At 40.2% G+C, this 13,634-nt stretch carries 9 protein-coding genes; 6 read left to right on the top strand and 3 right to left on the bottom strand.

Annotation, left to right across the window (positions count from 1 at the left end):
• Positions 1–155: 155 nt before the first annotated feature.
• The 6 genes from ACPUEN_RS15555 (at position 156) to ACPUEN_RS15530 (ending at position 10,761) form a co-directional block, all read left to right on the top strand.
• A complete protein-coding gene (locus ACPUEN_RS15555) occupies positions 156–1,268 on the top strand; it encodes a Fic family protein (protein WP_425636816.1) in 1,113 nt (370 codons plus the stop codon).
• A gap of 312 nt (positions 1,269–1,580) precedes the next feature.
• On the top strand, positions 1,581–4,955 hold the full coding sequence (ileS, locus tag ACPUEN_RS15550) for an isoleucine--tRNA ligase (RefSeq protein ID WP_425636815.1): 3,375 nt from the start codon (positions 1,581–1,583) through the stop codon (positions 4,953–4,955).
• A gap of 16 nt (positions 4,956–4,971) precedes the next feature.
• Entirely contained in the window at positions 4,972–5,604 is a 633-nt protein-coding gene (locus ACPUEN_RS15545; protein ID WP_425636814.1) for a lipoprotein signal peptidase, read from the top strand.
• 216 nt (positions 5,605–5,820) lie between these two features.
• A complete protein-coding gene (locus ACPUEN_RS15540) occupies positions 5,821–8,760 on the top strand; it encodes a DEAD/DEAH box helicase (protein ID WP_425636813.1) in 2,940 nt (979 codons plus the stop codon).
• A gap of 180 nt (positions 8,761–8,940) precedes the next feature.
• Positions 8,941–10,287, top strand: coding sequence for a PhoH family protein (locus ACPUEN_RS15535; protein ID WP_425636812.1), 1,347 nt, complete (start codon positions 8,941–8,943; stop codon positions 10,285–10,287).
• Between the two features lie 252 nt (positions 10,288–10,539).
• Positions 10,540–10,761 carry a hypothetical protein gene (locus tag ACPUEN_RS15530; protein ID WP_425636811.1) on the top strand — a complete coding sequence of 74 codons (222 nt, stop codon included), beginning with the start codon at positions 10,540–10,542 and terminating at the stop codon, positions 10,759–10,761.
• Between the two features lie 103 nt (positions 10,762–10,864).
• On the opposite strand, the gene ACPUEN_RS15525 is transcribed toward ACPUEN_RS15530, so the two are convergent.
• The 3 genes from ACPUEN_RS15525 to ACPUEN_RS15515 form a co-directional block, all read right to left on the bottom strand.
• Positions 10,865–11,620 carry a LytR/AlgR family response regulator transcription factor gene (locus ACPUEN_RS15525; RefSeq protein ID WP_425636810.1) on the bottom strand — a complete coding sequence of 252 codons (756 nt, stop codon included), beginning with the start codon at positions 11,618–11,620 and terminating at the stop codon, positions 10,865–10,867.
• A 211-nt stretch (positions 11,621–11,831) separates the two neighbouring features.
• Complete coding sequence (locus tag ACPUEN_RS15520; RefSeq protein WP_111609767.1) at positions 11,832–12,566, bottom strand: LytR/AlgR family response regulator transcription factor; 735 nt, start codon at positions 12,564–12,566, stop codon at positions 11,832–11,834.
• A 14-nt stretch (positions 12,567–12,580) separates the two neighbouring features.
• On the bottom strand, positions 12,581–13,633 hold the full coding sequence (locus ACPUEN_RS15515; RefSeq protein ID WP_425636809.1) for a sensor histidine kinase: 1,053 nt from the start codon (positions 13,631–13,633) through the stop codon (positions 12,581–12,583).
• Position 13,634 lies beyond the last annotated feature (1 nt).

Genomic DNA, 13,634 nt, shown 5'->3' with positions numbered 1-13,634 from the left:
TATGAATTGGAAATTTAAGCAGTCGGATTCAAATGAAGATGTGTCTGGTGTAAAAGTGTCAAAATATGAGGTTTTTCTTATCATGAGCCAAATAAATCGATTATTCGGCTCATAATTATTTATTTTTTGAGCCGAATAAGCTGTATATTTGGCTCATGAGTTATAATTGGGAACAGTCGGATTGGCCAAAATTTACCTACAAAGAAGGTAAATCAGGAAAACTACTGCCTGATTTTCTTATGAAATCCGGGCAATTATCTGGTTTGCTCATTGGTTTGTCTGAAGAAAATCAGACCGAACTGCTTCTGGAAATGATGGTGGTCGAAGCCATCAAAACTTCCGAAATCGAAGGGGAATTTCTCAGTCGCCCCGATGTGATGTCTTCCATCAAAAAGAATCTGGGAATCCATGAGGAGCAACCCTTACTCGTCAAAGATCAGCGGGCAAAAGGTATAGCAAAATTGATGATCAAAGTACGTTCGGAATTTGCCCAAGCCTTAACAGAAAAGATACTTTTTGAATGGCATGAGCTGCTCATGGAAGGCAATCGATATGTACGAGCTGGTCAATGGCGAGCGGATTCTTCCCCTATGCAGGTGGTTTCTGGAGCTATTGGGAAAGAAATCGTGCATTTCGAAGCACCACCTTCAGTGCGCGTTCCTGCTGAAATGGCAGCTTTTATTTCTTGGTTTAACGAAACTGCTCCAGGCAATACCGATGCGATAAACAATCCGATGATCCGGTCTGCGATCACGCATTTATATTTTGAAACGATTCACCCATTTGAAGATGGAAATGGACGTATCGGTCGGGCTTTGGCAGAAAAAGCGCTTCACCAAGGCTTGGGGCACGCGACATTGATCAGTCTTTCCAGTACAATAGAAGAAAAGAAAAAGGAGTATTATGATGCATTGAAAGGTGGGCAAAGCTCCAATGAGATCTCAGATTGGCTGGATTACTTTGCTGACACAGTCTTCCATGCACAGCTAAGTGCAGAACAATTGATCAATTTCACTTTACAGAAAGTTAAACTCTTCGATCGCAATAAGGAGCTACTGAATGAGCGCCAAACCAAAGTGATTAACCGCATGCTAGCAGAAGGTCCAGCTGGTTTTGAAGGAGGGATGACTGCAAAAAAATACATTGCCATTACCAAAGCTTCCAAGGCGACAGCCACCCGGGATTTGCAGGCTTTAGTAGAGTTAGGCGTCTTTTTGCCTCAAGGTGGAGGGCGAAGTGTGAGCTATGAAATGAAACTTGAAAATTAGGATCAAGTAGCAAGAATTAAGTATCAAGATGGTAGAACCAAGAGTCTAGATTCAAGATTCGGAATGGAAAATGAGTAGTTCATGTAAGTTGGCCTTTTTGTTTATTTGCTGGCTTGTAAGGCATTCCTTCCATTTTTTCCAATTGACCCTCCCAAAAAGGGGGATTTCTCCTATCTTTGTGCCTGCTTTTGAGGGTGTAGACTCTTGAAAAGCGTTAAAAGAACAGCCTAAATATGCTTGCCTCCGTTATGGGGTGGGAATAGGCTAGTGTAGAATTGAATTATCACCTACTTGCCCTTAAGAAAGGATACAGTGAAGACATATCAGGAATTTAAACAAGTGGATTATCCCGAAATCGGGGAATCTGTATTGAAGTACTGGAAAGAAAACCAGATTTTCGAGCAATCAGTAGCCAACCGTGACGGTGCGGAGACATTTACTTTTTTCGAAGGCCCGCCTTCGGCAAATGGAACTCCAGGCATTCACCATGTGATGGCACGTGCAATTAAGGATGTTTTCTGTCGCTACAAAACGCTTCAAGGTTTCCAAGTGAAGCGTAAAGGCGGTTGGGATACCCACGGCTTGCCTGTGGAATTGCAGGTAGAGAAAGAATTGGGTATCACGAAGGAAGATATCGGAAAGAAAATTTCTGTAGAAGAATACAACCAAAAGTGCCGTGAGACGGTCATGCGTTTCAAGAATCAGTGGGATGAGATGACTGAGAAAATCGGTTATTGGGTGGATTTGGATGATCCATACATCACCTTTGAACCTAAGTATATCGAGTCAGTTTGGAGCTTGCTAAAGAAGCTTTACGAGAAAGATCTGATCTATAAAGGCTATACAATTCAACCTTATTCTCCGGCTGCTGGTACAGGATTAAGTTCCCACGAATTGAATCAGCCTGGAACTTACAAGGATGTTAAGGATACTTCCATCACTGCTCAGTTCAAACTGAAAAGTCAGGAAAACACCTATATACTAGCTTGGACGACTACGCCTTGGACTTTGCCTGCAAACTCTGCTTTGGCAATCGGTGAGAACTTAGATTATGTGAAAGTGAAGACTTTCAACCCTTATACATACGATACTTGTACTGTGATTTTGGCGAAAGCCAGAATGAACGCCTACTTGAATCCAAAAGCAGCTGAGCTGAAATTGGAGGATTACAAAGGCGGCGACAAATTGATTCCTTTCGAAGTAATCGAGGAATTCAAAGGAAAGACTATGCTGGGCTGGGAATACGAGCAATTGTTCCCGATAGCTGGTTTGGCACTTCCTCATCCAGCATTCACTGTCGTTTCGGGTGATTACGTTACTACTGAAGATGGTACTGGTATCGTTCACCTTGCGAAAGCTTTCGGTGCGGATGACTTTAGAACGTTGGCACAAAATAATGTACCTGGTGTCTTTGTAAAGGATGAGCAAGGGAAAGACCTTCCGATTGTGGATAAGCAAGGAAAGTTCATCACCATGGTAGGTGAATACCTAATGGAGAAAGTAGCTGAGCATGAAATCACTGCACATAAAGTTTATGGTGCGGATGATTTCTTTGTGAAAAACTATACCGAGGATGATGAGAACGCAGCGGACTTCAAGAGCACCGACGTGATCATCTCGATCATCCTGAAGAATGAAAATAAGGCCTTCAAGGTTGAGAAATACGAGCATAGTTATCCACACTGCTGGAGAACTGACAAGCCGGTACTTTACTACCCGATGGACAGCTGGTTTATCAAAACCACCGCTTACAAGGATAGATTAGTCGAGCTGAATAAGACGATCAACTGGAAGCCTGAGGCTACTGGAACGGGTCGTTTTGGCAACTGGCTGGAAAATCTTGTGGATTGGAATTTGAGTAGATCCCGATTCTGGGGCACTCCGCTTCCGATCTGGAGAACTGAGGATGGAAAAGAAGAGCGTTGCATAGGATCTATCGCTGAGCTTGAACAGGCAATTGAGGAGTCTATCGCAAAAGGCTTCATGGAGAAATCTCCTTATGAAGGCAAGGAATTAGATCTGCACCGTCCGTATGTGGATGATGTGATTTTGGTTTCTGCTTCTGGAGAAAAAATGTTCCGTGAGTCAGATTTGATCGATGTTTGGTTTGATTCTGGAGCCATGCCGTATGCGCAGTGGCACTATCCATTTGAAAACGAGGATATTTTCAACGCGAACTATCCTGCTGATTACATAGCAGAAGGTGTAGATCAGACTCGTGGCTGGTTCTTTACACTTCATGCGATTGCGGTGATGTTATTTGATAGCGTGGCTTTCAAAAATGTGATTGCAAATGGACTGGTTCTGGATAAAAATGGCAACAAAATGTCCAAGCGATTGGGCAATGCAGTTGATCCTTTCAAAACATTGAAAGAATACGGCCCAGATGCAGTGCGTTGGTACATGCTAAGCAATGCCAATCCTTGGGATAATTTGAAATTCAATCTGGATGGGGTAACTGAGGTGCAGCGTCGCTTCTTTGGCACACTTCAGAATACCTATAATTTCTTCGCGCTTTACGCGAATCTGGATGCTTTTGTCTACGACAAATCCAAGGCAGTTCCAGTTGCTGAGCGTGCTGAACTAGATCAGTGGATCGTTTCCAAACTTCAGTCATTAATTTCTGAAGTCGAAGAAGCGATGGATAATTACGATGCGACCAAAGCAACTCGTGCGATCATGAGTTTCACGGTGGATCAGCTTTCCAACTGGTACGTCCGACTTGCTAGAAAACGGTTCTGGAGAGGCGATATGAATGCAGATAAGCAAGCTGCTTATGAAACCTTGTATGAGTCTTTGCTAACCCTTACTCAGTTGATGTCATCTTTTGCACCATTCTACTCAGATTGGTTATACCAAAACTTGACTGAATCAGGAACTGAGGCGAAATCTTCCGTGCATTTGACGGATTGGGTGGATGCCGATGCAGGTTTGATCAACAAAGATCTGGAAGAAAGCATGGACTTGGCTCAGACAATTTCCTCTTTGGTTCACTCACTGAGAAAGAAAGAAAAAATGAAAGTGCGCCAGCCTTTGCAACGCATCCTGATCCCTATCTTAAAAGAGAAGACAAAAGCTCAAATCGAGCATTTGGCAGAATTGATCAAGTCTGAGGTGAACATCAAGGATGTCGAATTCATTGATGATGCTTCCGGTATTTTGGTGAAAAATGTGAAGCCGAATCTTCCTGTTCTTGGAAAGAAACTAGGTCCGAAAATGCGTTTTGTCGTAGCAGCGATCAATAAATGGGAGCAAGCCGAAATCGCCGAAATCGAGCGAGAAGGAAAAATCTCTGTAGATGTGGACGGCGAAAGTTTAGAGTTACTTTTGGAAGAAGTATTGATCACTTCTCAGGATATTCCTGGCTGGTCTGTGGCTTCTGATCAGGGCGTAACTGTTGCGCTAGATGTGACTCTTTCTGATGAATTGAAGCAAGAAGGCGTGGCTCGGGATCTTGTAAACCGTATCCAGAATCTACGTAAGGATATGGGCCTTGAGGTTCAGGACAAGATTAACATCAAGATCGCAGATGATAATGAGTTGGTGAAAAATGCACTAGAGTCTTTCGGGGAATACATCCAAACCGAAGTACAAGCGCTAAACCTGGAGCTTTCTCCTGCGTTGGATGGAGCTACGGTACTTGATATGGATGATTTTGAACTAGCTGTTTTGGTAGAAAAAGCCTAATAGCAAAACGTATATAATGAATAAATACCTGAAATACTTTGGCATTGCTTTATTGGTAATCCTGATAGATCAAGCGGTAAAAATGCTGGTTCACTTCCAGATGGATTTTGGTTCACCAGGGCAGATTCCCATTTTCGGAGATTGGTTTAAGCTGCACTACACCACCAATCCGGGCATGGCATTCGGTATGGAGCTGGGATCTGATTATGGTAAACTACTTCTGACTTCGTTTAGATTAGTTGCGATGTGTGGGATAGGTTATTATCTATATCATATCATAGAGAAAAAACAGCCTAGCTTATATATAGTATGTATAGCGATGATCTTAGGTGGAGCAATAGGTAATTTAGTCGATTCTGTATTTTACGGAGTTTGGCTAAATAATGCGCCTTACAATGCTTCTACACCGTGGTTCCATGGTCAGGTAGTTGATATGTTCTACTTTGACATATGGGAAGGATATCTGCCGGAATGGCTTCCTGTCTGGGGCGGTTCTTACACTGCCCTTTGGCCGATTTTCAATGTGGCAGATGCTGCAATATTTGTCGGTGTAGCGATGATTCTGATCTTTCAAGGAAGATTTTTTCCTGAAAAAGAAGAAACTTCTAACACAATAAAAGAGGAAGAAGTAGGCCAGGTTTCTGAGTAAAAACTCACCTCTTTTAATAAAAATCCTTCAAGATCATTTTTGGTGATTTTGAAGGATTTTCATGTTTTCAGCCAGATAATTGCCATAAATCAAGTAATTGAGCTGTATTTTTTGTAATTTTCAACTTGCTTTCCCCTTTTTTGGGATCCTTAACCCTGACTTGACTTCTTTTGCTTAACCCAAATTATATAGAAGTTATGTCATTCCGACAATAATATGATAGTAGATGCTGATAAGCCCTTTCAGATAGTTTATTCTATTTACAGCCACGAGTCTTTGGGACTTCTTATTGAATCTTTTGTAGTTCAGATCGACCCTCAAGGCAGACTTTCTTTAGCCTATCAAAATATCAGCTCCGCAAACGCGAGTGAATTTGACGCTGGTTTGAATAAGACGGATTATGATTTGATAAAAATCATGGATTCTATGAATCCTGAAGTGGTAGTAAAGCCTTTTATCAAACGTGGAAATATCCGGCCAAAACAATACTTAGAGAAGATTTTTGACCCTAAAACGGAAGATAAAAAGACACAGGATTTAATAGAAGAGGTGATTGAGAAGAAGCGTTCGAAAATAATGCCCTTGCTCATCGGAAAGCGACTTTTCGAAATGGGAAGTGATGGAAATCCAGTGTGGAAAGAAATTATCGTCAATGCTGAGCGGGCCAGTGTATTATTTCATTTTCATAAAAATGAAGAAAACACGCATTACTGGCCTACCATCAAATACAAGGGAGAAAAGCTAGATTGGCAATATAAAAATGGCTATTTCATCAGTAATGAACCAGGTTGGCTTGTTGTAAATGGGCAACTTTTTCACTTCGAAAAGGGGATTGACGGAAAGAAACTTAAGGCGTTTTTAAATAAGAAATTCATTGTCATCGATAAGAGAATTGAGCCAAGCTACTATAAAGGCTTTATGGCTAATCTTATTTCTCAATTTGATGTAGAGTCTGTGGGATTTGATATCAATATTGAGCGTGGCACTCCAGAAGTGTTTATCAACATCTCTGATCTCCCTGGTGGAGGTGGAAAGAATCTTTTTGGAGAGGATGGAGAGAAATTAGAAGAAGACAAGATCGTTTTTGAGCTTAGATTTAAATACGGAAAAATCGATTTCCCTGTGCAGACACCTAGTTCTGAAAAACACGGCGCTTCTGTACGCCTTGAAGAAGGTGATGACACCTACACGTTCTATAAGACGATCCGAAGTACGCAGAAAGAAAAAGCTTATCTAAAATTACTCCGTGATCAAGGTCTGGAATTCAAAATGGGTAAAGATGCTTTACCTAAAACAGAAGCCTTTGAGTGGATCGGCGAAAACGAGGATTTCCTTGATATAGAGAAAATCAAAATTGTCCAAAAGCCGAATGCTAAGGGCAAGGTTTATAATATTGGAAAAGCACAGATATCAATCGAAGTCAATGAAAACATTGATTGGTTTGATGTCAAAGCACTAATCAAATTTGGAATTTACTTGGTGCCTTTTGCGAAGTTGAGAAAGCTTTTACTTCAAGGTAAAGCAGAATTCGAATTGCCAAACGGTGAAATTGCTGTGATTCCAGCCTCTTGGTTTGTGGATTACTCCGAGCTGTTCAACTTCATGGAAGACCGTGGTGATGAAAACTCCATGGTATTGCGCAAGCATCATTTGGCGCTGGCAAGAGAGATGGAGATCGGGAATCTTGTCCAAGTTACCTTAAGCAGAAAGCTTGAGAGACTGAGAGATTTTGAATCTATCGAAGAATATGATCTTCCAACTGGATTCGATGGAACACTTCGCCCTTACCAGCATGCAGGGTATAATTGGCTTCGATTCTTAAATGAATTCAAGTTCGGCGGATGCCTAGCGGATGATATGGGTCTGGGTAAAACTGTTCAGACACTTGCGTTGTTGGCTCATGAGATGGAAGAAAATCCTGGTTTGACTTCACTCCTAGTGATGCCAACTTCCCTGATATACAACTGGGAATTAGAGGCTAGGAAGTTTACTCCAGATCTGAAAATCCTGGTGTATTCCGGTACTCAGCGAATCAAAGATCCGTGGAGATTTGGAGATTATGATTTGGTGTTGACCTCCTATGGCATCACCAGATTAGATATAGAGGTGTTGAAAGGATTTTACTTCAACTACATCATTTTGGATGAATCTCAAGCCATTAAAAACCCTAGTAGTAATATAGCAGCAGCGGTCAATCAACTGAAAAGTAAGCAAAAATTGATCTTGACAGGTACTCCTGTGGAGAATAGCACAATGGATCTTTGGTCGCAAATGAACTTCATCAATCCAGGGTTACTTGGCAATCAGAATTCATTTAAGAAACAGTTTTTGCTGCCAATAGAGAAGCAAGGTGATGTAGGTAAGTCTGCCAAACTTCATTCGATGATCAAGCCTTTTATCCTGAGAAGACTAAAATCTCAAGTAGCGACAGACTTGCCGGAAAAAATCACGAATGTGAAATACTCCGACATGACTACAGCCCAAGAGGAGGTTTACGAAGAGGTGAAAAGCTACTATCGTGAGAAGATTATCTCAGATATACAGAGTACAGGTAGAAACAATCAGCAGTTTACTTTGCTGCGTGGCTTGACCCAACTTCGTCAGATTGCCAACCACCCAAAACTAGTCAGAGATGACTACGAAGGTGAATCTGGTAAGCTGGAAGATGTGACTTATATGCTTCAGTCCACCATTTCCGAAGGCCATAAAGTCCTTGTTTTTAGTCAGTTCGTTAGACATTTGGCTATTGTAAAAGAATACCTAGAAGAGCAGGGAATTCCTTACGCTTATCTTGACGGTACCACAAAAGATCGTCAGGCGCAAGTAGAGAAATTCCAGGAAAATGATGACATCAAGGTTTTCTTGATTTCCTTAAAAGCTGGTGGAGTAGGTTTGAACCTGACGAAAGCAGAATATGTATTCTTACTTGACCCTTGGTGGAACCCTGCTGTGGAAGCCCAAGCAATTGACAGGGCGCATAGAATCGGACAGGAAAACAAGGTTATCATCTATAAATTTATCACCAGAGGATCTGTGGAAGAAAAAATCATGGCACTTCAGGATCGTAAGCTGGCTCTCGCTGGCGAGCTGATAAATACGGAAGAAAGCTTTATGAAAAGTTTGGGGCAAGACGATATCGCCGCGTTATTGGAATAAAAAAAACGGATTTTTACAAAAAGGGCAGAACCACAAATTCTGCCTTTTTTTTATTGAATTGATAGTCAACCGCATAGAGAATGGTCACATTTTATTAACCATAAATTCTCATTGAAACTTTGTCAATAGCCCGAATATTTTTTTAAATTAAATCACACAGTACCACTACACTACCTGCGCATGCCTAGAGCCAAATCCGATAAAGATCGGAAAATCTTTGTGCTGGATACTTCGGTGATCCTTTACGCACACAACTCCATTATGAACTTTGCCGAGCACGATGTGGTCATCCCGATCACGGTGCTGGAGGAACTTGATCAATTCAAGAAAGGCAACGACACCAAGAATTTTGAGGCACGGGAATTCATCCGATTGCTGGATAAACTTTCGCAGGATCATATGATTCACAATTGGACTCCCTTGAATGGGAAGACCAGGGGGAATTTTAGGGTCCTGATGAATCCGGAGAATCAGATTAATGCAAACGAGATTTTTGGTGAAGAAAAGAATGATCACAAGATTCTAAACTGCGCCTTGTATCTAAAACAGCACGAAAAAGGCAGAAAAGTAATCTTGGTAAGTAAGGATATAAATCTTCGCCTAAAGGCCAAATCAATTGATTTACTTGCTGAAGATTACGAGACTGGGAAAATCAAGAACATTGTAGAGCTTGAAAATACAGGAAAATATATACTTGATAATATTGACCCTGAGCATATCAACAAGTTGTATGATCAAGGATATGTCGAAGCAAAAACCGTATTGGGAACCCGCAAAAGAAAGTCAAATGCTTACTACATTCTAAAAAGCGACAAGAACTCAGTATTAGCCTACTACAATTCCGAAGAGAGCATCTTGGAGCGAGTGGATAAAAAGCTGGCGTATAATATCAAACCGAAGAATGCCGAGCAAACTTTTGCTCTTCATGCCATCACCAATCCTAATATCCGCTTAGTCTCAATTCAAGGCGTTGCTGGGACGGGGAAAACTTTACTAGCTTTGGCCGGAGCTTTGGAGCAAAGAAGAGAATACAAGCAGATTTTCTTGGCCAGACCAATTGTGCCGTTGAGCAATAAGGACATTGGCTATTTGCCGGGAGACATCAAATCCAAGTTGAATCCTTACATGGAGCCGCTTTGGGACAATTTGAAATTCATCCAAAATCAATACAAGGAGACCGATAAGGAATTTCAGAAGATCACTGAGCTAGTCAATCAGGAGAAATTGGTTATTCAGCCACTCGCTTATATTAGAGGACGATCTCTTTCGAATATCTTCTTTATCGTGGATGAAGCGCAGAATTTGACTCCACATGAGATTAAGACGATTATTTCAAGAGCTGGGGAAAACACCAAGATTATCTTTACCGGAGATGTGTTTCAGATCGATACACCTTATTTGGACTCCCAGTCTAATGGCTTATCCTATTTGATAGATCGTGTGAAAGATCATCCACTCTATGCGCATATAAAGCTTGAAAAAGGCGAAAGATCTGAGTTGGCGAATCTGGCGAATGAACTTCTCTAATTGAGCAACTTTTCATTTCGATTATAATTAGAAACGATTAATCCGAACATACTTAAAAATTCCCTCTTAATTTCCTTTAAGATTGTAACCTCCTTTTGTACGATAATTTGTCCGTACCCGAGGAACCAGTGTTCAGTATCGTTCAGTACGAATATAAGAAATGGCCTCTAGAAGCATTTAGAGGCCATTTTTCATTTTGGGTCATTTTTTGGAATATAGCTGGTATAGAAATTAAACCAACTTATTACTGCCATGATTACTTCACTATTTTCCCAAAAAAACATTTGTGCTGCATTGGGCTTCGTAATGGCAATTACCATTGTTTGGAAAGCTAAAGTAGAAACAAATCTTGCTCAGCATACTGCCCTTATTGAATTTACTGAACCAACTTACAATAACGGCATCAACTCAAATTCAGACGCTGAAAATGCCTTTGAATTCAAAAAAATAAGGACCGATGCTTCGGTCCTCTAATAATCTTACTGGGTGAAATTCCCATACAATAAATACTCGTAAGGGTAGATTTGGTTGATTGGTTAATCGAAAGAGGTGGGTACTAACCCACCTTTTTGTTTTTCTAACTTTCTGTAATAGTACTCAATTTTGCCAAAAAACTATTGTAATACTGTCTGCCAACTTGCACCATTGCTCCAGAGCGAAGGGTGATTTCTTTGGTATTGAAGCTATCTATTTGTCCTAGGTGAACAATAAATGATTTTTGTACTCTTAAGAATAGTTGTGAAGGAAGAATCTCCTCAATTTCCTTCATGGATTTACGAATATTATAATCTCTATTCTTTGTGAAAATAGTGACCATATTTCCATTTGCCTCCACATAATAGATATCCTCATAAGATACTCGCTCAAAGGCATTGTCTGCTTTGATAAAAACGGCATCAGTTACCAAAAACGGGCTATCGCTAGTAGTACTGACTGCCGCAGTTTCAGTGGAAGGTTTGGTACGTTTGTTATAGAGAACAATCTCGACAATGGCATGAATGTCATTGGTATTGAATGGCTTTACAATAAATCCAGCTGGATTTATCCTTTTTGCTCTTTCTATGATGGTGGGATCTGAATAAGAAGTCACGTAAACTAAAGGTGCATCGACCATTTGTTTTACGATTTCTCCCAGTTCTATTCCATCCTTATCTCCTTTTAATTTGATGTCCATAAATATCAAATCCGGGCGATATTTCTTAATGATTTTGATACACTGGTTTGCAGAATTTGCAATGTCTGTATTGACATAACCAAGCAGCTCCAATATTTCTTGAATATTTTCTGCTATACTGATATCGTCTTCGACGATTAATATCCGCTCTTCTTTCATAAGATTATAGTTGTTTTTCAACGGTCCTATGGAATCTCACTAGAAAGCCTTCAATCAGGCTATTTTCCTTTTGAGCTCTCGATTTCATAAGATGCTGACAGAGATATCGTTTTGAGGTGAAAAGTAAATTTTTACTGCTTAACACGGTAATTATCCTCTATTTACAGAAATTATCTCTGAAATCAAATGCTTTTTATTGGATATGAAATTATTATAAGCTCATCATTTCCTTGAATCGGGCTGCTTGTCTTCTGCTTACTTCTATTCTATCACCTCCTCTTAAAGTAACAACTAAGCCACCATTAAACCATGGTTCTATGCCTTCTACCCAGCCTAGATTAATGATGTGCTTTCTACTAGCACGAAAAAAGGACTTTTCATCCAAGCGCTCGTCCAAGGCATTAAGCGATTTGTGAATCATTGGTTTAAAGTTATCAAAGTACACTTTGATATAATTGCCATCTGATTCAAATAAGCGAACATTAGAAAGTCTTACGAACCAACATCTATCTCCGTCTTTGACAAAAACTTGATCTTCAAGTGTTAACTTTTTTTGATTTTGAGTGGAAGTAGACTCTTCACTCTTGGAATAGCCTTCTATTTTACCCTGAAGCTTTGTGATTGCCTCTTCAAGACGTTTAGGCTCAATAGGTTTCAAAAGATAATCAAGTGCATTTACCTGAAATGCTTTCAAGGCATACTCATCATAGGCTGTGGTGAATATTACATGGGGCACATTGTCCAATTCTTCCAAAAGCTCAAATCCAGTTTTTTCAGGCATCTGAATATCCAAAAAGATAACATCTGGATTCAACTGTTCAATTTTGTCTTTGGCATCATCTACATTTACCGCTTCGCCAACTACATCTACACTTTCAAGCTGATTTAAGAGGGTGATCAGTTCTTTACGTGCTAATCTTTCATCATCTATTACAATGGCTCGCATTTTTCTTGAGTTTGTTATTCGAATGTAACTTTTTGTTTCGGAATTTTAATTTCAGTGATAACGAACTGAATTCCGGAGTTGAAGATACGGAAGCTTGCTTTATCTCCATATATCAACTTCAGTCTTTGTACAGTATTACTTAATCCGTGCCCTTGTTCATCCTGGGCATTCAAAGTAGGCTGATGGGTAAGCTGTCCGCTATTCTTGACTTGAATATACAAATCATCGTTCAAACCCTCCCTACACTTGATTTCAATCGTCCCTCCTTTCACTAGGTTGGAAACCCCGTGCTTTATTCCATTTTCTACGATGGTCTGTAGCATCATAGGTGGGATTTTATAGCTAAAGGCCTCATCCTCTATATGATATACTACGTTTAGCCTTTCCTCAAAACGAATGGATTCAAGTTCTAAGTAGTCTTTTACCGTATTTAGCTCATCCCCAAAATCAATGGTTTGCTTCTTATCCATCATCAAGGAAAAGCGCAACATATTGGAAATTCTAGTAATGGCAGTTTTAGCTTTTATAGGATCTTCATCCACCAATGCCCTTACGCTATTCAGCGCATTGAAAATAAAATGAGGATTAAGTTGACTCTTGAGGTGATTAAGTCTGATTTCATTGATTTTAGCTTCATACTTCAGTGTTGTATTGTAATTATCCAAAAAGTGGACTAAAAAGTAAATAACAAACCAAAGTGCGAAAATCAAAAATGCCAAAAATATATTGGACAAAATCACCAGCACCTTAAAATCCTCAGCGGGATTTAGTATGCCAAAGGCAATATTAATAAGGATTTGCGCTACAAAATTGGCAAGAGAAAGCGCCACAATAGCAAGAAAAGACTGAAACAACAGTTGAGGAATACTCAACTTAAACCAATTATATTCTTTGACTACATGACGAAGAAAATGCGATGAAATGAGATTGGTAACTGCAAGTACAATAAAGGCCCAAACCTGAACTGAAGCAATTTCCCCAGTCAGCGATGCTAAAGCAATGGTGACCAAAGCAAAACCGCCCCAGCCTACTATCTGCAAAAACCAATAAAGCCTAATTCTGTTCATA

The organism is Algoriphagus yeomjeoni, from assembly GCF_049821175.1.
Lineage (GTDB): Bacteria > Bacteroidota > Bacteroidia > Cytophagales > Cyclobacteriaceae > Algoriphagus > Algoriphagus yeomjeoni_A.
The sequence above is the reverse complement of the archived record's forward strand: the minus strand, read 5'-3'. Positions and strand labels throughout refer to the sequence as shown.